This is a genomic window from Adhaeribacter terrigena (assembly GCF_016623615.1).
Classification (GTDB): Bacteria; Bacteroidota; Bacteroidia; order Cytophagales; family Hymenobacteraceae; genus Adhaeribacter_A; species Adhaeribacter_A terrigena.
Genome location: NZ_JAEHFX010000001.1, coordinates 193,499 through 216,120 on the forward strand (window position 1 = coordinate 193,499; position 22,622 = coordinate 216,120).

Here is a 22,622-nt window from a genome sequence, read left to right on the forward strand (position 1 = left end):
TATGAAGCAGGAATTATGGTTTTCGAGCGAAGATTCTTAATTCTTAATTATTAATTTTTAATTAAAAACATGGCACTTTTCGATAAACCAATCCGGATCGGGACGCGGGGCAGCAAGCTGGCTTTGTGGCAGGCTTACCACGTGGAAGAAAAACTGAAAGCGGCCGGCCTCGAAACCGAGATCGTGATCTTTACTACCAAAGGCGATAAAATTCTGGATGTTTCGCTGTCTAAAATTGGTTCCAAAGGCGTTTTTACCGAAGAACTGGAAGAAGCGCTGCGCGATGGCGGTATTGATATTGCCGTGCACAGCGCAAAGGATGTGCAAAGTTCTTTAGCCGACGACCTTGAATTACTGGCTTTTCTGGAGCGTGAAAATCCAAGTGACGTGGTGCTTTCTTTCGATCCGACCTTCAGTCTGAACCGCGAAAATATTGTGGTGGGCACGTCTTCTACGCGCCGCCGGGCCTTGCTGAAAAAGTATTATCCGCACGTAAAAACGGTGGAAGCCCGTGGTAATTTGCAGACCCGTTTGCAGAAAATGGAAGAAAAGCAGTTCGACGGCATGTTGCTGGCTTACGCCGGCGTGCACCGCATGGATTACGTGAAATGGATCACCCAGACGCTTTCTTTAGACCAGTTTATTCCGGCGGTAGGGCAGGGCAGCGTGGCGGTAGAAAGCGCCAGAAACCTGGATGTTGCCAAACGGGAAAAACTGAAAGCCATTCTGAACCACGAAGAAACCGCTTATTGCCTGAAAACCGAACGCGCATTTTTACGCACCATGGAAGGCGGTTGCAGCATTCCAAGTTTTGCCCTTGCTTCTTTGCACGATGGTAAAATTTCCATAACCGGTGGCATTATCAGTTTAGACGGGCAGCAAATGATAAAAGAAACGTTTAGCGGCGCGGCTGCGGAAGCGGAAAGTCTGGGGCAGAAACTAGCCGAAACCGTACTGGAAAAAGGCGGAAAGGAAATTCTGGCCGATATCCGGGCGCAGCAGAAACAATTGTAATATTATAGATTTCCGAATAACCTTGTCGAGACGCAAAACTTTGCGTCTCGACTTTTTTATGCCAAAACCATATCGTTTTTCATTGGCAGGAATTTAAAATGTTTCGTGATAATATAAGCTGACCGGGCGCGTTATCGGGGAAATGATCAAGCTGAAACTATGAGAAATTTCCTGGTACTGATGTGCGTTTTAAGCTGCTGCACGAACGTATTGGCGCAGAAAATCTTAAGCTTAAAACCGTTCATAGGCCGTCAAACGCCCATTTGCCGTTTCGATAAGAATTTTCCTGCCCCTGATGGTTTATCGGTAAAACCTTTACGCATGGAATGGAGCCCTGGGATTTTGCTGGCACTTAAATTAAATTCTAACTGGACTGTGCAAAGTGGCATTGCAATGGGTTGGACCGGCTGGCATTTAAAGGATAAAAAATCTGATGCAAATTTCTCCGACCGCCCGGATGGCTTATCGGCGTTTCACCAGACAAATCAGGTGCAGCTTTTGGTGCAACGAAGAATCACGACCGTAAATACCTTAAACATCAGCCCCGGGAGGGATAATTACTTGTTGAATTTTGATCTATACCTTACTGCCGGACTGATCTACAGCATAATTCCGCGTTATGGTTCGCAAGCCGATTCTACTATATTTAAAAGGTATATGCATAACGGCAAGCCTGAATCTAACTTTAGTTACCATAAATTTCTGCACCGGCATAGCAATTCCATTTATATAGGCTTAGGAACGCAATTTTATAGCCGGAATAATGCCCGTTTCGATCTTACTCTATATTACAGCCAGGGATTAACCGATGTAATGGAAATTGAAGTAGATTACCGCCAGAACGATGATCGGTACAAAGCAAAATTGCGTACCCGCGGTTCTGTTTTCGGCGCTACATTAGCTTACCCGATCCGCCTGAAAACCTTCGAACGGAAATCAGTTTAAAGTTTCATAAGCACATAACTTCGTAGGAACGCAATAATTTGCGTCTCTTTTTTTTGCGGGTTAGGCAGTTTTTAATGCCCAATCCCTACCGTTTTTAAATGCGGTTGTTTGTCGTAATAACGTTAGGCGCAAAATATTGCAGCTCTGGAAGCGTTTACAACGGAAATGCTTTCTGCTTTCAAATCATTTTCACATCTTCACATTTCCAAATTTTCACCTTTACACAGATGTTACTTTTTAAGCGCTTTACCCTACCGTTTTTACTTGTTTTGCTAACCGTTTCGGTTGGTTTTGCCCAGAAGAAGAAAAAGACTTCGAAGAAAGATGATGTGGTTACCATTACCACGCCGCAGGGCGAAATGAAGCTGGTTTTATTTGAAGAAACGCCGCTTCACAAAGCCAATTTCCTGAAGCTGGCCAAGGAAGGCTTTTACGATGGCTCTACGTTTCACCGCGTGATCGAGAATTTCATGATCCAGGGCGGCGACCCGAATTCCAAAAACGAATCGCCGAACGACGATGGCATGGGCAATAACGGTTACATGATTCCGGCGGAATTTAAACCGGAACTGAAGCACGTTAAAGGCGCGCTGGCGGCCGCCCGCACCGAAAACCCGAAAAAAGAATCGAGCGGGTGCCAGTTTTACATTGTGCAGAACGAATTCGGTACGCCTTTTTTAGACGGAAACTATACCGTTTTCGGGCAAACTATTTCTGGTTTAGAAGTAATAGATGCCATTGCCAAACAGCCGAAAGATTTCCGCGACCGGCCGCTGACAGACGTGAAGATGACCGTGAAAGTAGAAACGATGAAGAAGAAAGACATCACCAAAAAGTACGGCTACGTTTATCCGGGCGCGGAAGTGAAAGTGAAAGAGGATAAAAAAGAAAAGAAAGAGAAAATCAAAGCGTAAGTTTTTTGAGGTTGAAAGCGCCGGAATAATGCCCGGTTTTCAGCCTGATTCTATTCCTGAATACTGAAAATGAATAAACGAATCTTGATAACCGGCTCGAACGGATTGCTGGGACAAAAACTGGTAGATCTGCTGCTGCCCAAAACCGACGTGGAAATTCTGGCAACTTCGAAAGGGGCCAATAAGCTGGCCTCGGTTTACCCGGAACTGCAGTTTCAGAACCTGGATATTACCAGCCTGGAAGATATTGCGCGCGTTTTCGAAAGCTTTAAGCCAACGCACGTGATCAATACGGCCGCGCAAACCAACGTAGATGTTTGCGAAGACGAAGCCCAAAAAGAAGCCTGTTATCTGCAGAATGCGTTGGCGGTTAAATACCTGGCCGAAGCCTGCGAAAAATTCAATACCCACCTTACGCACGTTTCCACCGATTTTATTTTTGATGGCGAGAACGGACCTTACACCGAAGAAGCCGAAGCCAAGCCGGTAAATTATTACGGCGAAACGAAGTTGGCTGGTGAAGAATTTTTAAAGCAAGCGAAATGCCCCTGGGCCATTGCCCGCACCATTGTGGTGTATGGCATTGTGCACGATTACGGCCGCTCGAACCTGGTTTTGTGGGTAAAAGAAAGCCTGGAAAACGAGAAAGCCATTCAGGTGGTAAACGATCAGTTCCGGAGCCCTACGCTGGCCGAAGACCTGGCGATGGGTTGCTGGCAGATCGTAGAACAGGACGCAACCGGCATTTTCAACCTTTCAGGACCGGATTTTTTAACGCCCTACGAAATGGCCTTGCAGGTAGCCGATTATTTCAAGCTCGATAAAAGTTTTATTAAAGAAGCCAGCGCCGCCAATTTTGTGCAGCCCGCCAAACGTCCGCCGCGCACCGGTTTTAAAATTGAAAAAGCCCGGAAAGTATTGGGCTACAATCCGCGGCCTTTCAGTGAAGGCGTCAGGGTAGTAGCGGAGCAGATCCCGGCTTAGGGTGCAGACTTAATATTTTGAAAGCGCAGGGCGAACGTTCGGCGCTTTTTTTTTACCTTAAAATGTACAGTTGTGCTTTGCCATGTGGCCACTTGCCGGATGAAAAGCGCTACTGAACAAGGTATAGGATTTCTTTCCAACAGCCTGGGTATAAGTTAGTTTTCTTTCAGGTACGGTATTTCGGATTTTTGCCATAATTATATAACAAATGAAATCCTTTTTACCGGTTGCCGTATAAAAGCTCGTTAGTTGCATGCTTCAATCTTCCGAAAACCTAATCCAGCTTTTATGCACAACGCGCTCATTCTGCATTACCAGCCGGCGGCCGCATCGGGCAGCCCAAACCTTTCTGTTCAGAAAGAAGATCTTGCCGCCCAACTGGCGCTCATTAAAAAGCTTCGAATGCCGGTGGTTTCGCTGGAGGAGCTGGTGGAGAATGATCGCAAACGCAAACGCTGGCACCGTCACGCACTTTTAATTTCCTGCACCGATACTTTTTTGGCCCAAAACCCTACCGTTTTTCAGCAATTAAAAGCTTCTGGTTTCCCGGTTACGGTTTTTGCATCCACCACCGAAAATCCTGACCCTGAACGCATAAATTTCTGGCAGGAACTGGTGGGGGCGGGCTTTTCGCTGGGTTCGCAGGGCATTTCGCCGGTAGATCTGACCCAGCTTCCGGAAGAAAAAATGCGCATTGCGCTCACGGAATCTAAAAGAATACTGGAAGAAATAACCGGGAAGGAAGTGCGGCATTTTCTGCCAATCGGTGACCTTAATAAGAAAGTAATGGCTGCAGCGCAGGAGGCCGGGTACGAAGCGTTGCTGTCGGGCAAAATTGGCTACAACAGCTTTAACGCCGATCTGATGCGCTTAAAAACCTGGAAAGTGCCGGCGCAGGTTTCGCTCAAAGCTTTTGAACATATGCTTTTGAGAGATAGAAAAGAGTTGCTGACGCAGGAACTGAAAGCGCAGGCTTTAAAAAACGGTAGGAGAATTATTGAAAAAAGTCTGTTTGGGAAGCTGAAAGGTTTGTTCCGGAAAGTGCGGGTTTGAATCTTTGTTACAGTTTTCAAATAATGATAAAAAAAGCTGCTCTGGAAATTTCCGGGGCAGCTTTTTTACTTTTTCAGGCTGAAACCCTAGCGTATTTCCACGGCTTTCTGAGCCACGGCAGTTTCGTGTTCTTCGCTGAAAACGCGTTTTACCCAGCGCGGCAGGAAGAACGAACCTAAGATCAGGTACAGGTAATACGTTACAATGCGGTACAGCAACACGATTATGGCCGTAAAACCACCTAAATAGCTGCCGAAAAACGTCGGGAAAGCAACTTCGGCAATGCCGGCGCCGCCCGGTGTAACCGCAACCATCAGCACTACTTTATACACAAAATTCCGGGCGAAAAGCAGCAGGTGGTCGTGGAAATCGATATCCGTGAAGGCGGCGATGAGGCAGTTGATAAGGTAGTAACGGGCGGTCCAGACAAAGGCGGTAGAAAGAATGGCTTTCACCCAATACCCGTAGCTGTGGCCTTTGATTTCGTGCGAAGCCCAAACCAGTTCGTTGCCGTGGCGGAACGCGCCGGTTCGCCAGCGCTTCAGAAAACCGATGCTGAAAATGCGGATGAGCAAACGTTTTACGCCGTTCGGATTTACGAAAAGCGCGTAGGTCATGATGATGGCGTAGGCCGTAATGAGCAGGTAACTGATCAAAAGTGCGTATTCCAGCCCCGAACTAACCGAAAAATTCAGGCCTTCCACATCCGGAAAGATCTGGCCTTTGGCGAAATACAGGATGATGGGCGCTACAATTACAAAATACCAGTTATCGAGCATGGCCGTTACAATTACGTAAGCCAGCGATTTTCCCAGTTTAATACCTTCCTTGTGAAGTAAAAACGTGGCAATGGTAGAACCGCCCACCACCGAGGGCATCACGCAGGAAGCAAATTCCCAGAGCATGATCACGTCTACCGATTGTTTCCAGCTTAAAAACCGGCCGGTAATGTGGCGGATGCGGTACATGTAACCAAAATCGCGGACCACCAAAACGGCAAACGTAATGAATATCCAGTGCAGCTTGGCATCGAGCAGGCGCGAAAAATCCTGGGCAGCCGGATCGCGGTAGATCATGTAGGCCACCACGCCCAGACCTATGGCCACCGGTATGGCAATTTTAGCGGGCGTAAAGTGGCGAAGGAAACTTTTTTTATTTAAATCCATTATTCGGGATCGGAATCTTGGTCGGAATCGGTTTTGGTGAGGGTGTCGGGGCTGGCGTGCACTTCAAAATTATTGAAGCCGTCGCTAACCTGCACCCAGATCTCGTTCAGCTGAATTAACTCCAGAATAACCAGAAAGTTAAAAATTACGCCGATTTTATCGGGAAAGTCTTGTAGCAGATCAGTGAATTTGAGAACGCGTTGTTCTTTTACCTTTAATTGTACAAAATCGCGCTGCTGCTCAATGGTGTAAGGGTAGGTATAAACGGTATGCTTGGGCTTGTTTTCTTCTTCCTGGAACCGGTTCATCACGTTCTCGAAAACCCGCATGAGCTTGTATAAACTCAGATCCTGCAGTTCCAGCTCTACCGAAGTTTTGGCCGCCAGGATCTTCATTTCGTCTTCTAAATTGCCGCGTTTTTCCTGTTTCAGGCGGTTTTCTTCCATTTCAGAAAGTTCGGCCAGTACGCTTTTGTATCTTTTATATTCCAACAGGTGCTGCACCAGTTCTTTACGCGGGTCAATCTCGTTGCCCTGATCGTCTTTTTCGGTGCGCGGGATCAGCATTTTAGCCTTGATGCGCATGAGCGTGGCGGCAGTGAGAATAAATTCGGAGGCCACTTCCATGTTCAGGTTTTCAAGCTGCTTGAGGTAATCCATGAAATCGTTGGTGATCTTGAAGATCGGAATATCGTGGATGTCCAGCTCATCGCGCTCGATGAAGAACAGCAGCAGGTCGAAAGGACCTTCAAACAAGGGTAATTTTATTTCGAAACTCACTTTTTTGGTATCAGGTATTGGGTATCAGGTAGCAGAATTTTTGCTTGCTGGTACTTTTTCCAACCTAAACCCTAGCGTTTTAGCTTCAGTCTCAGGCCGGAAATTCAAAAATACGGATAATTTAGGCTGCACCCAATTTTGTCTGAATTTGGATGGGTCCGATTGCTGGATTTTGGAACTCCAGGCAGAAAACTGGTTGCAGGCTTTTTCGGTGGTAAAATCATGGCAATCATTAAAATCCAGAAAATCGTGTTCAGACAACTTGTTTCAATACCAGGCGGACCGGTCAAGCCCTAACGCTACAGTAAAACAATGCTAAATCAGTGGTCGGTACTTTTTTCGCTTCAAACCATACCGTTTTAACATCGCTTCCGTTTAAGGGTTATGCAAAAACAGATTCATAAAAAGCTGCTGCTGAGTATTCTGGTAATGCTTTGGGCCGCGTTGTTCGGGGCTGAAAATGCCGAAGCCCAGAAAGCCAAAAAAATGAAGATCGAGCTGGGGGAAACTTTCCGGAACGATCAGGTGAAAGTTTTCCTGAATAAGGACCTGGTGTACGACAAACGCACTACCACCGCCGATTCAGCCAGCATTGCCGACCTGTTTTATGTAAACCGTCCGAAAGGCCCATATACCGTTACCGTAGAAATTAACGGCCAGAAATTCGAGAAAAGCAGCCCGAAACAGAAAAAGGAACTGGATGATGAAAATTATTCGCTGCTGATAAATTATAACCGCGATAGCGCTGAAGTGGAACTGAAAACTCATTCGCTGATCATTCTCTACGATTAGAACACGATTTTAAGATTTTTAGATGGACTGGATTCCCGTAAGGACAAGTCGCCACCTGTCCGCACAGATGGGTTTGTACTTTTTCCTTGCAGAACCATACCATTTTTCTTTTGCCTCCGTTTAAATTCCGGGCCTGAAAACCTACCGTTTTGCGGAAATAAAAATGGCAAACCCGATAAAAAGCAGCGAAATCTGAAAATCAGTTTAATCCGCGATCAAAAATGTGTAATTTTACCTGCTTAATTGCCTGAATAAACCAAAATGGAGCAAACTTTTTTGTACCGTTTTTGTTAAGCTATAGATTACGAAATTCACCCGCATGACGATAGAACCCGGACCCCTGTTAGCGAATATCGATTCGCCCGATGACCTTAAAAAACTGAGCCAGGACCAGCTGGTGCAGGTTTGCCAGGAATTACGCCAGTTTATTATCGATAACGTTTCCATTTACGGCGGGCATTTTGGCGCCAGTCTGGGCGTGGTGGAACTGACCGTGGCTTTGCACTATATTTTCAAAACGCCTTACGATCAACTGGTTTGGGATGTGGGCCACCAGGCTTACGGACACAAGATCTTAACTGGCCGCCGCGACGTTTTTCATACGAATCGCAAATACAAAGGCCTGTCGGGTTTCCCGAAACGCAAAGAATCCATTTACGATACCTTCGGTGTAGGTCACTCTTCCACGTCTATTTCGGCGGCGCTGGGCATGGCGGTGGCTTCGCAGTATAAAGGCGAAACCGAAAAGCAGCACATTGCCGTGATCGGTGATGGTTCCATGACGGCGGGTATGGCGTTTGAAGCGTTGAACCACGCGGGCGTAACCAACTCGAATCTGCTGGTTATTCTGAACGACAACTGCATGAGCATCGACCCGAACGTAGGTGCTCTGAAAGAATATTTAACCGATATTACTACTTCGGCAACTTATAATAAAGTGCGCGACGAGATCTGGAATATTCTGGGCAAGATCAGCAAATTCGGTCCGAACGCGCAGCAGATTGCCAGCAAAGTTGAAAGCGGCATTAAAGCAACTTTATTAAAGCAAAGCAATTTATTCGAAAGCCTGAAATTCCGCTATTTTGGTCCGGTAGACGGTCACGACGTGAATCACCTGACTTCGGTGCTGAACGATCTGAAAAATATTCCAGGCCCGAAATTACTGCATTGCGTTACCGTAAAAGGCAAAGGCTACGCATTAGCCGAAAAAGACCAGACCAAATGGCATTCACCGGGCTTGTTCGATAAAATTACCGGCGAAATTTATAAAACTGTTCCCGAGAAACCCGAGCCGCCAAAGTACCAGGATGTTTTCGGGCATACCATGGTAGAACTGGCCGAGCAGAACGATAAAATTATGGGCATCACCCCGGCTATGCCGAGCGGTTGTTCCCTGAACATCATGATGAAAGCCATGCCCGACCGCGCCTTCGACGTGGGCATTGCCGAGCAGCACGCTGTTACGTTTTCGGCTGGTTTAGCAACGCAGGGTTTGGTGCCATTCTGCAACATTTACTCCAGCTTCATGCAACGCGCCTATGACCAGGTAATGCACGACGTGTGTCTTCAGAACCTGAACGTGGTTTTCTGCTTAGACCGCGCCGGTTTTGCCGGTGCCGACGGCCCGACGCACCACGGAACCTACGATATGGCCTACATGCGCTGCCTGCCAAACATGATCGTTTCGGCACCGATGAACGAAGAAGAACTGCGTAACTTAATGTTCACTGCTTCGCAACCCGATATGGGACCGTTCACGATCCGTTACCCAAGAGGCGAAGGTGTAATGCCGGAATGGCGCACGCCGCTTAAAAAGATTGAAGTAGGCAAGGGCCGGGTGATTCAGGAAGGCGAAGAAGTGGCAATTCTGACGATTGGCCACATTGGTAACTACGCCGTGGAGGTTTGCGAAAAACTTTCGTTAGAAGGGCTGAATCCGGGCCATTATGACATGCGTTTTGCCAAACCCTTAGACGAAGAAATGCTGCACGACATCATGCGGAGATACGATAAGATCGTGACCGTGGAAGATGGCTGTCTGCAAGGCGGTTTTGGCTCGGCAGTTTTGGAATTTATGGCCGATCATAACTACCACGCGCAGGTTCGCCGCTTAGGCATTCCGGATAAATATTTTGAGCACGGCAGCCAGTTGCAATTGCAGCACGAAGCCGGTTTTGCGCCCCAGGATATTGAAAAAGCCGTACGCGAACTAATGGCGCAGCACGTTTACGCGCGCTAAAAACGGTAGGGTTTCGGCCCGAAAAAGTCAATAATAAAAAAACCTCACCAGTCTTCAGGACCGGTGAGGTTTTTTTATTTCAGGCGGTTTCCTTTGCTATACCGGCCGGCCTGAAACCAGAACCCGGACACAATAGTTATGCTATCAGGGAAAACAATTTTCCGTTATATTTAAACCCAAACCCGAAATTGCCTTGAACCCGGAGAAATCAATTCCCGGTAATAAAATAAACAAGATGGAAACGAATAAAACCTTAGATCTGACCGCGGAAGCGAAGAAATATACTTACGCCGAATACAAAGCCGGTACTGAAAAACAGGTAAACGAAGGCATGTGCGCCACGCCGGAACTGCTGGAATATACCAAACTGAACCTCCAACGCATGAAACGCCTGGACAAAACAGTGAGCCTGCGGCCGGAGGTAACCGAAGCCCTGGAAAAGCTTAACCGGAAATTGCAATGGGTAGTGATTTCGGAAGGCTGGTGCGGCGATGCGGCCCAGAACGTGCCGGTGCTGGCTAAAATTGCGGAAGCCTCGGAAGGGAAAATAACGCTGGAATTTGTGCTCCGCGATCAGAATCTGGAACTGATGGATCTTTACCTGACCAATGGCGGCCGCTCTATTCCGAAGCTGATTTGCTTTGATGCCGATACGCAGGAAGAATTAGGAACCTGGGGACCGCGTCCGGCAGCCGCGCAGGAAATGTTTATACGCCTTAAAAACGAGGGCGTTCCGAAAGACGAATTCATTTCCGCGGTGCATACCTGGTATTCCAACGATAAAACCCAAAGCATGCAAATGGAGTGTGCCGAATTATTGGAAAACTGTAATCGCTAAGCTGAACCGGCTTTTTAAAACCTCGCAGATCTTCAAGACCTGTGAGGTTTTTTTTCGTACTTTCGTTTGCTACCTTCTAAAAAACGATGACTACCAAACCCGCCGAAAACACCCTTGTATTCCTGCACGGTTTCTGCGAAAGCACCGAAGTATGGACCGACTTTATTGCTAAACTGCCGGAGAAATTCCATTGCGTGGCATTAGATCTGCCGGGTTTCGGTGCAAACCTGGAGCCGGTGAAAGATTATTCCATAGAAGCCATGGCCGAAGCCGTGCATGCCGAACTGAAACAGCTGCACATTAAAAAGTGCGTGCTGGTGGGGCATTCGCTGGGCGGTTACGTGAGTCTGGCGTTTGCGGAAAAATACCCGAAAATGCTGCAGGGCATGTGCTTGTTCCATTCCAGCGCTTTGCCCGATTCCGAAGAGAAAAAAGAAGCCCGCAACAAGACCATCGAGTTTGTGAAAAAGCATGGCGTGGAGGTTTTTATGGATTCTTTTGTAACCCCGCTTTTTGCGCCGGAAAACCGGGAGAAATGTAAAACCGCGATCGAAAAACTGAAGAAGATCGGCAAAGCCACGCCCGAAGAATCCATCGTGAAAACCCTGCGGGCCATGCGCGATCGTAAAAAACGCCTGAAAGTGCTTCAGGAAGCTGCGTTCCCGGTTTTGTTTATTGCCGGCAAAGAAGATGGAGCCGTGCCACTGGAAGCTACGTTGCAGCAATGCCATTTACCTAACAACAGCACCACCGTTTTCCTGGGCGGTACCGGCCACATGGGCATGTTCGAAAAGCCTTACGAAACCCGGAAGGCCCTGGAAAAATTTGCGGAATTGGTTTTCGGCTGATCGGCTAATAAGCAGATTTTCGACTTTTTCAGGCCAGAACGCTACCGTTTTTTGCGGCGCTTTTACTTCGTTTCAGTTTCATGTTGCCGGCAAGCCTGATGGCTGGTTTTTCAATGAAGCGGAAGCCTGCATAGCTTAAAATAACCAACACCGGGGTGAGCGAAAATATGATACCAGAAAATTCTGCGGGGCTTAACTGCTTTGCGTTTTTCAGGCCAAAGCCAAAATAGAAAACCGTGAAAAGCAGGATTCCGTGGAGCAAATACGTGCTGTAGCAAATATCGCCTAAAAATTTCAAGGTCTGGTTTCTGAAGACGCCAAACAGATCCGCTCCGCCCGCGAAGAGCAGAAAAACCAGGAAGATCAGCGCTTTGCAAACTACATTGTCGGCGGTTTCAAATTGGGGGATGGCCAGCAGGCAGGCAAGGATAATTAATCCCGTCAGGGCCTGGTTTCTTTTCGAATTAATGGAAAAATGTTGCGTTAAAAACGCCGTTATAATGCCGCCGGCAAACGATAGATAGTCGTGGTAATGCTGCAGGCCGTGGTATTTATAGAATATCAGCAAAAAAGCAATGCTGGCAACCAGGTAAAATACGGCCGGCCGGACCTTTAATATGAACAGAGAAAGCAGCGGTAAGCTGAAATAGAAAAGCCATTCGAAGCGCAGCGTCCAGGTTATTTTGGCATTGATCAGGTTGGCAAGGGCATGGCCGTTAAGCACTGTTTCGCCGGGAATTTCAAAAAGCCCCAGCCGGAGTACCGATACCAGAAATTCTGAAAACCCCCTTTGTATTTGCCAGTCGCTCAGGATGAGTACATACAGAATAATGATGGCGAGCGAAAAATAATACATGGGTACCAGCCTGAAAAACCGGGAAACGAAAAAGTACGCCCAATCGAACGGCTCCTTTCTGGCCTGAATCAGCTTTTTGGTGAAAAGGAATGCGGAAATCATAAAGAAAAGCGCAACGCTGGTCTGGCCGAAATGATTGAACAGGTTTGAACTCGTAAGCGTCCAGGTACCGGTTTGCAGGTATTGGTGCCAGATGCTGGCGTGGTGAATAAAGACTCCAATGCCCAGCAATCCTCTCAGGCCATCGATGGTTTCGTAGCGGCTTGGCAGCGAACTGATTCCGGGCTTTAAAATTTTGTTGATTAAAAAGCCGGTAAGAAAAGCCAGCAAAAAGATACCGAGCGCGAAAAGCGGATGTAAGGGATCGGCAAGTTGGGTGAGTTTGGAAATCATTTTTGCTTTTCGGTGGACTCAGGAATCAGCCAGCAAAATACAATATTAACCCGTATGCCGGTTTGAAATTCAAAAATTAATCCCTTAGCACAGCCGTAATTCCCTTGTTTATGCAGGCCTGCAAGCGCCGTAAAGCGCTGAGACCGTCCGAGACCGGGCAATAAGCCTGACCGAAAGTCACGTTTAACTTTTCGATATCCCTTTCCAAAACAGAGCAAAGGTCTGGTCGGTTACGGCTTTCCGGTTTGTGAGCTGCGGATTTTGCGTTAAAAATCCTACCGTTGCGTTAAGCTGTCCGCTGAAAAGCGCGATGAAAAGCCCGCTATCTATAGGGGCAAGGCTGCCGGCTTCGATGGCTTCCTCTACAAAATCCAGGGTGAACTGAAAGGCCGAAGCCGATTCTTCTTTGGTTAGGCTGGAAATGAAAGGCGAGTGACTGTACATGTTGAAAAACCGGAATTGGTACGGGTTTTCCAGGGCCCACGAAATGGCTTTTTGCCAGAAATGGTAGAGTTTGTTTTCTACGGAAGGTTCAGTAGGAAAATCCTGTTGAAAAAAGCCGGCCAGTTCGTTTTTAGCTTCCCGGTAAAGGGCATTTATCAGTTCGTCTTTGCTTTTAAAATACAGGAATAAAGTGCCCGTGGCCACGCCCGCTTCTTTTGAAATGGTAGCCGTAGAAGTATTCTGAAAGCCCTTTTCGCAGAATAATTTCAGGGCGGTAGCAATAATGCGGGCTCTTTTCTCAGACATGCGTTCGGGTAGTTTTTATTCTGCTTTCGCTACCGTTTTTACCTTTTCCCACCAGCGGCTGGCTGGGTACGTTTCGTCCAGAATAACCGGCTCGCCGATCATGGGCGTGGTGATCTTTACCTGCTTTTCGGCGGCGGCTTTTACCACGCGCTGCAAAGGTTCATCCCAGTCGTGTAAGGCCAGGGCGAATTTTCCTAAATGAACCGGCAACAGCACTTTGGCTTGCAGATCCTGGGCGGCCTGCACGGTTTGCTCCGGCATCATGTGAATATAAGGCCAGTTTTTGTTGTATTGCCCGGTTTCCAGAATGGCAATATCCAAGGGACCGAATTTCTCGCCGATGGCTTTAAAATGCGCATCGTAACCGGAATCGCCGCCGATGTAAATTTTATGACTTGGTGTTTCCAGCACGTACGAAGCCCAAAGCGATTTCCCGCGCGCAAGGCCGCGGCCGGAAAAATGGCGCGCCGGGGTAGCCGTTAATTTCAGGTTTTCGAAGGTAGTCGCTTCCCACCAGTCCAGTTCGGTAATTTTATTTTCGGCAATTCCCCAATTCTCTAAATGCGCGCCCACGCCCAAAGGCACGTAAAAATGCTTCACCTTATCTTTAATAGCCGTAATGGTTTCGTAGTCGAGGTGGTCGTAATGGTCGTGGGAAATGATGAGCATATCGATCTCCGGAAGATCGGAAGCGGCGTAATTATTGGCGCCTTCAAAAGCCGTTACCATAAACGAAAACGGCGAAGCATGACCGCTGAAAACGGGATCTACGAGAATATTTCTGCCGTTGGTTTTAAGAAGATAAGACGAATGCCCGAACCAGAAAATGCTAGGCTTTTGAGTGGAAAAAGTCTTCAGATCGGATTTAACGGTAGGAATGGATGCGGCCGGCCGGTTGTTTTTCGATTTGTTGAAAAAGTCGTAAAGCATGCCAAAAAAAGTTGCTTCTTCTGCCTGAACCGGCGTTTCGGATAAATTCCGGAACGCACCGTCTTTGTAGTTCGGCGATTTTTGAATGCGTTCCAGCCGTTTGCCTTTGGGCGTTTTGCCAAATGGGCCCTGCTGCATGACCATAAAACCGGTTATGGACAAAAAACAGGTAATGATGAAGGTGGTGATCATAAGTTTAGGCAGGATTTTCATTTGAAGGCCGGAAATTTTTTACTGATATGACTAATCAGTCAGTAAAGGTAGGAACCGGCTTTTTCTGCAGCAAGTTCCGGATAAAGAATTTTAAGTGCTGCAAGTGCCAGGTATAATAGCCGGCCCACACCAGGTTGTCCCGGCAAAAGTCATTTAGGGCGTAGTTTCCTGATCAGCGCAACCTGCTTTAGCATGCGGGGAAATAAAGATGCTACTGCAAAAGTTCGGCTTAGGACTTTGAGAGATTAGCAGAAAGCAGTTTTTAGGCTGAAAAGGATAGCGTTTTGGCAAAATCAGTTTTAAAAAAGCAGCTTCCTTTCCAAAGCCCGAAAATTGCGTTTACGGATGCGGCGTTACTTCTTTGGGAAATTTATCGGCAATTAAATTCAGGTTAATGCCGTGTTCCAGAAATGCCTTGCAGCCATCTAAAACGGTGGTAAATCCGCCGGTCGCATCTTTTATCTCGTTCAGCAGTTCCGGGCCGGTTTGGTGGAAGCCGTAGTTTCTGATGGTTACGTAGGTCGCGTTTTCGCTCAGGGTTTTAAAGTTAAATTCTACCGAGGTTGCCGGTTCGCCCCATTCGATCAGAATGCGTTCGTTCAGCTGAATTTCCTTTACCAAAACTTCCGCCGAAACGCCGTACATTTCCCATTCCCAGGTAATGGTTTTACCGGTTTCCAGTTTGCCGCTGCCTTGGGTAAACCAGAAATTCCGGGTGATCTCCGGATCGGTAAAGGCTTGAAAAACCTGCGCGGCCGGTTTACGGATGAGCATCTGGGTTTCTACCACGGGAGTCTGGTTTGTTGGCATAAATGGGTAAACGTAGCTGCTAAAAATGAAAAAGACTTAGCTGAAAAGCGGCTTGGTTTTTCAGGGGTAAATGATGAGGAAAATAAACGCAAATAAATTGACCAGAAGCACCACGCCGTACACAATATTAGTGCGGCCGCTGCTCAGCGAAAGCATTACCGTAAACACCGAAAGCCCCAGCAGAATAATGGATTTAATGTCGAGCCCCAGAATGATTTCCATGTCGTAGATAAAGCAAACCAGCGCTACGCTCGGAATGGTTAAGCCGATACTGGCCAGCGCCGAGCCCAGCGATAAATTCAAACTTACCTGCAGCTTGTTGCTCCGGGCAGCAATAATGGCGGCAATGCTTTCGGGTAATAAAATAATGGCTGCAATTATGACGCCTACCAGTGTTAATGGCAAATGGTAGCTGGTAATAATGCTTTCGATGGTAGGCGACAGGGTTTTAGCCAGTAGCACTACTATGCCTAAACTTATCAGCAGGAAAACCAGGCTTAAAACCAGCACCCGGTTGTTTACTTGTAATGAAGGATGATCTTCCTTTATTTCGGTGGTAAGAAAATAGTTGCGGTGCCGGGAAGTCTGGGCAAATAAAAAGCAGCCGTAAATTACCAGGCAGGCCACCGAAGCGAACATAAGTTGCGGTGAGGAATAATAAGAACCCTGCGCGCTCTTGGTGAAAGTAGGCACCACCAGGGTAAATACCACAATGGAAATAAGGGAAACCAGGGCTATGATCACCGAATGTTTGGAGAATTTCTGTTCGTGATGTTTCAGACCGCCGATAAAAAGACAAAGCCCCACAATGCCGTTCAGAATAAGCATGGTGGCCGAATAAACCGTATCGCGGGCCAAAGAAACGGCTTCTTTTCCGCCCGAAATCATGAGCGAAATGATGATGGAAACTTCTATTACCGTAATGGCAATGGCCAGGATAATGGTTCCGTAAGGTTCGCCAACGCGGTGGGCAATGATCTCGGAATGGTGCACCGCCGACATTACGCTTAATATAAGCAGGACGCTGGCTACTACCTGAAAAATACTACTGTCGTGTACAAGCCCCGAAAAAAACAGGATCCAGGCCAGTGTCGGGATAATGATGGTCCATTGCAGGAATAATCTCATAAGTTGTTTTTGATTCTTTGCAAGATAAGATTTTTAAGGTTTTTTTCCGGCATAAAATTGTTCTTTACGGTACCGGGATTACGCAATTTTTTTTCTGAACGCTGTTAATGGAAAAAAAAAGTGCCGGACAAAACCGCCCGGCACTTCTGAGATTGTTGATAAATTGGAGCATTAATTGGCTTCCACGTATTTTTTAAAATTATCCAGAATGGCCTGCCAGCCGGCGCGCTGCATTTCATCGGAATGGGTGCCTTCCGCGTCGAACGTTTCGGTTACCTTGGTTTCATGGCCGTTACCGGCAAAGGTTATTTTTACTTTCCGGCCGTCGGGCATGGCGTAAGCAATTAATTCGTTTGGTTTTACTTCGTCGTAAACGCCTTCAAAATCGAAACCGACGCTGCCGTCTTTTGCTTCCATCCGCGATTTGAACTTGCCGCCGGTGCGCGGGTCGTTTTCGGCCGAAGGCGTGTGCCAGTCTTCCGAAGCGCTGTTCCATTGGGTAATGTGCTCGGGCGCGGTCCAGAATTGCCATACTTTTTCTACGGGCGCGTTTACGGTGGTTTCTACGGTAATGCTGGTTTTGGCTGAAGTGGTTTCCATGGGTTTTCGGTTAAGTGAAGTGATGAATAATTGTTTTGAAGATGAATAACTGGTTGAAACCGGTAAAGTTAATTTCTCCCGTTAAAAAAACGAATGCTTTCACCTGACTTTTTAAGCCTGAAACCCTAGCGTTTTAAAGAAGCAAAAAGGTGCTGCCTGAAACAAGCAGCACCTTTCAACGGTAATCTGGTTTGGCCACTATTTCGGGCCGTTAGAAAGCACGAAAACGCTATGTTTTTGCCCCGAAAAAGTGCCGGTGAATAAACTGGTTTTCAATAGGAACCTCGATCAGGTTTTGGCAAGAGCTTAGTTATTGCCGTTTTCCGACGAGCGCAGCATGTTTAACCCTGCCTGGGCAATGCCGCTATCGGGAAATTCCTTTAATGCTCGTTGGTAATAAACTTTGGCCTGCGTACCGTCGCCGAGCTGGGAATAGCAATAAGCGATGTTTACCAGCGCCATTTCTTTGTAGGAAATGCGCGAAGAACTAAGCAGGAAAACAGCCCGGAATTTATCCAGCCATGCGTGACGCTGAAAGAATTCATAGCTATTTTCGAAATAAGGGATCGCGTTTTCAAATGCATTTTGTTTAAGGAACATCATGCCGTAGCGGTGGTATTTGGCCAGGAAAAAACGCAGAAAATAAGCCAGTACCAGATACGTAGCAATGGCCATTAAACTGGGCGCGCCCACTTGCAGGAATTGGAAAAAATAAACCAGTGCCACAAAAATGCACAGGTGCAAAGCAATTGCCAGCCAGTTGATTTGCCGGATTACAGGAGTGCCGGAAGCCATATTACACCAGTTTATGCGCCACCAGGTATTCGGCAATTTGCACCGCATTGGTTGCGGCGCCTTTGCGCAGGTTATCGGCCACGATCCACATGTTTAAGGTGCGCGGCTGGGTTTCGTCTAAGCGGATGCGGCCTACTAAAACGTCATCTTGCTGGTGCGCATCTTTCGGCATGGGGTATTGCAGGTTTTTTACGTCATCTACTACTCTCACGCCTTCGGTTTCGTTTAATAAACGGTATACTTCGGCCAGCGAAAAGTCGCGTTCAAATTCCACGTTCACGCTTTCAGAATGGCCGCCCATTACCGGAATGCGCACCGCCGTAGCCGTAACCTGAATAGAATCGTCGCCCATGATCTTCTTGGTTTCGTTCACCATTTTCATTTCTTCCTTCGTGTAACCGTTGTCTTCGAACACGTCGATGTGCGGAATTACGTTCAGGTCGATGGGGTAGGCGTAGGCCATTTCGCCTTGCTTGCCGGCGCGTTCGTTCAGCATCTGGTCTACAGCTTTTTTGCCCGTTCCGGTTACGCTTTGGTAGGTGCTTACCACAATGCGCTTGATCTTGAAGGCTTCGTGGAGTTTGTGCAGTGCCAACACCATCTGGATGGTAGAGCAGTTCGGGTTGGCAATAATTTTATCTTCCGGGGTCAGTTCTTTGGCGTTTATTTCCGGTACCACCAGTTTTTTGGTCGGGTCCATGCGCCAGGCCGAAGAATTATCGACTACGAACGTGCCTACTTCGGCAAACTTCGGGGCCATTTCTTTGGAAATGCTGCCGCCGGCCGAGAAAATGGCAATTTCAGGTTTGGCAGCAATGGCAGTTTCCATGGAAACCACTTTGTAAGGCTGGCCTTTGAAGTTTATGATGTTACCTACGGATCTTTCGGAAGCCACCGGCAACAATTCGGTAACCGGGAAATTGCGTTCTTCTAATACTTTCAACATTTCGGTGCCCACCAGTCCGGTTGCGCCAATTACAGCTATTTTCATTTTATTTACGTACGCTGTTAAAATTAATTTTTTAGGCTTGTTATAGTCGGAATTTTATGTCCCCTTTGGAGGGTTAGAGGGAGGATTTACATTATTTGATCATGTTTTCGAATAATTTTCCTGTCCTCCCCCAACCCCTCCAAAGGGGGACAGGATCGCTATTTTAATCTGTTTCACAAATTTACGCACAAATCCTGAATGAGAAGCTTTTTACTTTTTCTGTTGGTTTGCCTGCCGTTCTTTGCCCCGGCTCAACTGCTCGAAACGTTCTCCGACGGCGATTTTACCGCCAACCCCGCCTGGGCCGGCGATGTAAGTTTGTTTACCGTAAACACGGCGCAGCAACTGCAAAGCAACGGTCCGGCGGTTACGGCCACGGGTTACCTGGCTACGGCTTCGCAGGTGAATACCGGCGCGGAATGGGAATTCTGGGTGAACCTGAAATTTGCGACTTCCAGTGGGAACCTGGCGGAAGTGTATCTGATGAGCGACGCACCGAATTTAGCCGGGAGCCTTAACGGTTATTTTGTACGCATCGGCGATACGCAGGATGAAGTAAGTTTATATCGCAAAACCGGCACCACTGCCACCAAAATTATCGACGGCGTGGACGGCACTATTTCCAGCACAACCAACAACCTGGTGAAAGTGAAAGTTAGCCGCAGTACAGCCAATTTGTGGTCGCTGGAAATTGACGTAAGCGGTACGGGCAACAGTTACGTTTCGCAGGGAACCGTGACCGATGCCACGCACCAGCGCTCGGAATTCTTCGGGGTTTTTACGCGCTATTCTTCGGCCAACAGCACCAAATTTTATTTCGACGATCTCCGGATCACGGATGCAACGGCCCCGGTTTTACTTGCTGCCACGCGCGTTTCCGGCACCCAGCTCGATCTGCTTTTTAACGAACCGGTGAATTTAAGTTCGGCGCAAAATGTAGCCAATTACGCTGTTTCCGGAGGCGTTGGAAATCCGGTTTCGGCGGTGCGCGATGCGCAGGATTTTCGGTTGGTACATTTAACCTTTGGAAGCACTTTTCCGGGCGGAAACCATAGCGTTTTGGCAAGCAATCTGTCAGACTTATACGGAAATGTGGCCCCAGCTTTAACCGGAAATTTCAGTTTTTCGGCGCCCGTTATTCCCGCGTTGCACGACGTGCGCATTAACGAATTGATGGCTGATTACAGCCCGGCGGTTGGTTTGCCATCCGCAGAATTTGTGGAGCTTTATAACCGCAGCGGCAAAACGTTCAATCTGCAAAACTGGAAACTGACCGATGCTTCCGGGGTGCTGGCGAATTTTCCGGGGTATACTTTTCCGGCCGGAAGTTATTTGATTCTTTGCGCCCGCGCCGATACGGCTTTGTTCCGGCCTTTCGGGAATGTGTTGGGCTTGCCGAATTTTCCTTCCCTCAACGATGCCGGCGACGATCTGAAACTGCTGGACAATTCGGGTAAGCTGATCGATAAAGTAACTTACACTTCGGCCTGGTACAACGATCCCGTAAAAGCTGCCGGCGGCTGGACTTTAGAAAGCATTAACCCGAACGTACCCTGCCCGGCACCGGAAAACTGGACGGCCTCAAATGATGTTTCCGGCGGCACGCCCGGCCGGCAGAATTCCGTTTTCAGTACCGCACCGGATACGCAGGAACCTACACTTTTAAACGTAGAAACGCTATCGGACTCGGCCCTGAAACTCACGTTTTCGGAAACCATGGATAGCCTGACTTTAGCTGCTGCTAACTATACCGTTTCAGGCGGCATTTCAGTAGTTTCGAAAGTTATTTCTGGCGGGAATTTTAAAGCCGTTACGCTGAACTTAAGTCCCAGTTTAACCCTGGGAACGAGTTACACGGTTGCTGTTTCTGGGGCGGCCGATTGTGCGGGAAATGTGATGCAACCTGCCAGTTTGACTTTCGGAATTGGCGCAAAACCGGGTTTTAACGAAGTGTTGATCACCGAGATCATGGCCGATGAAAGCCCGGTGGTGCAGTCTCCCAATGCGTTGCCGGGCTTTGAGTATCTGGAAATTTTCAACCCGACAACTAAAACGCTCGATCTGAAAGGCCTCAAACTCTCAGATGGCGGCACGCCCGCGGTTTTTCCGGCCGTAAATTTAGCACCCGGCGAATACGCGATTCTGGTGCCGACTTCCCGCGTAGCCGCTTTTCAACCTTTCGGGAAAACCATTGGACTGAGCAATTTTCCTTCGCTCAACAATTCCGGCGAAACGCTGAGTTTGCGAAGCCAAGCCGGCAGCCTTATTTTCTCACTCACCTATTCCGATGCCTGGTACAAAGACAGTAAAAAGAAAGACGGCGGCTGGAGCCTGGAAATGATCGATGCAACCAATCCTTGCGGCGGCATAAATAACTGGATGGCTTCAGTTTCGGCTAACGGTGGCACGCCCGGCAAAGAAAACTCCGTGAAAGCCAGCCGGCCCGATAATATGGCGCCGAAACTTATTCGCGCGCAAGCCATTTCGGCAACCAAAACGGTACTCTTTTTCGATGAAAAACTCGATAGTTTAACGGCTACGCAGGCTTCCTATATGATTGTGAATGGTCCGGCGGTTTCGCAGGTCTTGCTTGTTGGTCCGGAATTTAACGCGGTGGAACTTACGCTGGCGCAGAGTTTAACGGCCAACCAGGTTTTTACGGTGGAAGTGCGGAACGTGCGCGATTGTAACGGCAATTTAGCTTCGGTTTTAAGTGCCAATTTTGCGCTGCCGGTTCCCGGGCAAAAAGGCGATATTGTGATCAATGAAATTCTGTTTAACCCCCGGCCCAACGGCGTAGATTTTGTGGAACTCCTGAACCGCAGCAGCAATTACCTGGACCTGAAAAACTGGCAACTGGCGAATCTGCAGAACGATACAATTTCGAACCGCAAAACTATAGGCGTGGACTATATTTTAGCGCCGCAGCAACTGGTCATATTAACTACCAATCCCGAAACGGTAAGGCAGCATTATCCTACCCACGATCCGAACGCCTTTTTGCAAATTCCTTCGCTGCCTTCCTACAACGATAAAGATGGAACGGTGATCTTGCTGCACCCTGCCGGGCAGGTGATGGACAGCTTAACCTACACCGAAAAAATGCATTTTGAGCTTTTAGATGAGAAAGAAGGCGTTTCGCTGGAACGGATCAGAACGGAGGGGCCAAGCGAACGGAATAATTTTCATTCGGCCGCTTCTTCGGTTGGTTACGCCACGCCGGGCAAACCGAATTCGCAGGTGCAGGAAATTGGTCAGCCTGCTTCCGGTTTCACCGTCGAACCCAAAACTTTCAGTCCGGACGGCGATGGCTACAAAGATTTTACGACCTTCAATTTTCAAGCTTCGCGCAATGGGCAGGTGGCTACCATTATAATTTACGACAGCCAGGGCCGCGAAATGAAAAAGCTGGCGCGCAACCAGTTACTCGCCGCCGGCAATTTCTTTCAGTGGGATGGCACCACCAACGAAGGCCGGAAAGCGCCGGTGGGTTACTACCTGGTTTTAATAGAGGTATTCGATCTGAACGGCCGGCAGCAATCTTTTAAAGAAACGGTGGCTATCGGCGCGAAATTCTGAAATCC

General features: G+C 47.9%; 20 protein-coding genes. 10 read left to right on the top strand and 10 right to left on the bottom strand.

Features of this window, described 5'->3' with window-relative positions; translation table 11 throughout:
* Positions 1–69 precede the first annotated feature (69 nt).
* The 5 genes from hemC to I5M27_RS00935 all read left to right on the top strand — a co-directional run bounded on the left by hemC (position 70) and on the right by I5M27_RS00935 (position 4,910).
* The gene (gene hemC, locus I5M27_RS00915; RefSeq protein ID WP_200504152.1) at positions 70–1,014 is read left to right on the top strand and encodes a hydroxymethylbilane synthase; all 945 of its coding nucleotides are present in this window, start codon (positions 70–72) and stop codon (positions 1,012–1,014) included.
* A gap of 159 nt (positions 1,015–1,173) precedes the next feature.
* The gene (locus I5M27_RS00920) at positions 1,174–1,959 is read left to right on the top strand and encodes a hypothetical protein (protein ID WP_200504153.1); all 786 of its coding nucleotides are present in this window, start codon (positions 1,174–1,176) and stop codon (positions 1,957–1,959) included.
* Between the two features lie 227 nt (positions 1,960–2,186).
* Positions 2,187–2,873 (top strand): peptidylprolyl isomerase, encoded by a 687-nt coding sequence (locus I5M27_RS00925; protein ID WP_200504154.1) that lies wholly within the window; start codon positions 2,187–2,189, stop codon positions 2,871–2,873.
* Between the two features lie 69 nt (positions 2,874–2,942).
* Positions 2,943–3,857 carry an SDR family oxidoreductase gene (locus tag I5M27_RS00930; protein WP_200504155.1) on the top strand — a complete coding sequence of 305 codons (915 nt, stop codon included), beginning with the start codon at positions 2,943–2,945 and terminating at the stop codon, positions 3,855–3,857.
* A gap of 288 nt (positions 3,858–4,145) precedes the next feature.
* On the top strand, positions 4,146–4,910 hold the full coding sequence (locus I5M27_RS00935) for a polysaccharide deacetylase family protein (RefSeq protein ID WP_200504156.1): 765 nt from the start codon (positions 4,146–4,148) through the stop codon (positions 4,908–4,910).
* A gap of 86 nt (positions 4,911–4,996) precedes the next feature.
* Here the strand turns inward: I5M27_RS00935 and I5M27_RS00940 are convergent, their stop codons facing one another.
* Both I5M27_RS00940 and I5M27_RS00945 read right to left on the bottom strand, forming a co-directional pair.
* Positions 4,997–6,076 carry a lysylphosphatidylglycerol synthase transmembrane domain-containing protein gene (locus I5M27_RS00940; protein ID WP_200504157.1) on the bottom strand — a complete coding sequence of 360 codons (1,080 nt, stop codon included), beginning with the start codon at positions 6,074–6,076 and terminating at the stop codon, positions 4,997–4,999.
* Complete coding sequence (locus I5M27_RS00945) at positions 6,076–6,855, bottom strand: segregation and condensation protein A (protein ID WP_200504158.1); 780 nt, start codon at positions 6,853–6,855, stop codon at positions 6,076–6,078. The genes I5M27_RS00940 and I5M27_RS00945 overlap by 1 nt, the downstream gene beginning before the upstream one ends.
* Positions 6,856–7,239: 384 nt before the next feature.
* Between I5M27_RS00945 and I5M27_RS00950 the strand changes: the two genes are divergently transcribed.
* From I5M27_RS00950 to I5M27_RS00965, 4 genes are all read left to right on the top strand, one after another.
* Positions 7,240–7,647, top strand: coding sequence for a hypothetical protein (locus I5M27_RS00950; protein WP_200504159.1), 408 nt, complete (start codon positions 7,240–7,242; stop codon positions 7,645–7,647).
* 319 nt (positions 7,648–7,966) lie between these two features.
* Positions 7,967–9,886, top strand: a complete 1,920-nt coding sequence (dxs, locus tag I5M27_RS00955; RefSeq protein ID WP_200504160.1) for a 1-deoxy-D-xylulose-5-phosphate synthase — start codon at positions 7,967–7,969, stop codon at positions 9,884–9,886.
* 235 nt (positions 9,887–10,121) lie between these two features.
* Positions 10,122–10,724, top strand: a complete 603-nt coding sequence (locus I5M27_RS00960; RefSeq protein WP_200504161.1) for a thioredoxin family protein — start codon at positions 10,122–10,124, stop codon at positions 10,722–10,724.
* A gap of 86 nt (positions 10,725–10,810) precedes the next feature.
* Positions 10,811–11,572, top strand: coding sequence for an alpha/beta fold hydrolase (locus tag I5M27_RS00965; RefSeq protein WP_200504162.1), 762 nt, complete (start codon positions 10,811–10,813; stop codon positions 11,570–11,572).
* Positions 11,573–11,600: 28 nt separating this feature from the next.
* Here I5M27_RS00965 and I5M27_RS00970 read toward each other — a convergent pair whose 3' ends face one another.
* The 8 genes from I5M27_RS00970 to I5M27_RS01005 form a co-directional block, all read right to left on the bottom strand.
* Positions 11,601–12,821: an acyltransferase family protein gene (locus tag I5M27_RS00970; RefSeq protein WP_200504163.1), complete on the bottom strand. Its 1,221-nt coding sequence runs from the start codon at positions 12,819–12,821 to the stop codon at positions 11,601–11,603.
* Positions 12,822–13,004: 183 nt separating this feature from the next.
* Entirely contained in the window at positions 13,005–13,571 is a 567-nt protein-coding gene (locus I5M27_RS00975; protein WP_200504164.1) for a TetR/AcrR family transcriptional regulator, read from the bottom strand.
* A 15-nt stretch (positions 13,572–13,586) separates the two neighbouring features.
* On the bottom strand, positions 13,587–14,714 hold the full coding sequence (locus tag I5M27_RS00980; protein WP_200504165.1) for an MBL fold metallo-hydrolase: 1,128 nt from the start codon (positions 14,712–14,714) through the stop codon (positions 13,587–13,589).
* A 339-nt stretch (positions 14,715–15,053) separates the two neighbouring features.
* A complete protein-coding gene (locus tag I5M27_RS00985) occupies positions 15,054–15,524 on the bottom strand; it encodes an SRPBCC family protein (RefSeq protein WP_200504166.1) in 471 nt (156 codons plus the stop codon).
* Positions 15,525–15,584: 60 nt separating this feature from the next.
* A complete protein-coding gene (locus I5M27_RS00990; protein ID WP_200504167.1) occupies positions 15,585–16,652 on the bottom strand; it encodes a calcium:proton antiporter in 1,068 nt (355 codons plus the stop codon).
* Between the two features lie 171 nt (positions 16,653–16,823).
* On the bottom strand, positions 16,824–17,252 hold the full coding sequence (locus tag I5M27_RS00995) for an SRPBCC family protein (protein ID WP_200504168.1): 429 nt from the start codon (positions 17,250–17,252) through the stop codon (positions 16,824–16,826).
* 306 nt (positions 17,253–17,558) lie between these two features.
* Complete coding sequence (locus I5M27_RS01000) at positions 17,559–18,095, bottom strand: tetratricopeptide repeat protein (RefSeq protein WP_200504169.1); 537 nt, start codon at positions 18,093–18,095, stop codon at positions 17,559–17,561.
* On the bottom strand, positions 18,049–19,038 hold the full coding sequence (locus I5M27_RS01005; RefSeq protein ID WP_200504170.1) for an aspartate-semialdehyde dehydrogenase: 990 nt from the start codon (positions 19,036–19,038) through the stop codon (positions 18,049–18,051). Before I5M27_RS01005 ends, I5M27_RS01000 begins: the two co-directional genes overlap by 47 nt.
* 198 nt (positions 19,039–19,236) lie before the next feature.
* Between I5M27_RS01005 and I5M27_RS01010 the strand changes: the two genes are divergently transcribed.
* The gene (locus I5M27_RS01010; protein WP_200504171.1) at positions 19,237–22,617 is read left to right on the top strand and encodes a lamin tail domain-containing protein; all 3,381 of its coding nucleotides are present in this window, start codon (positions 19,237–19,239) and stop codon (positions 22,615–22,617) included.
* Positions 22,618–22,622 lie beyond the last annotated feature (5 nt).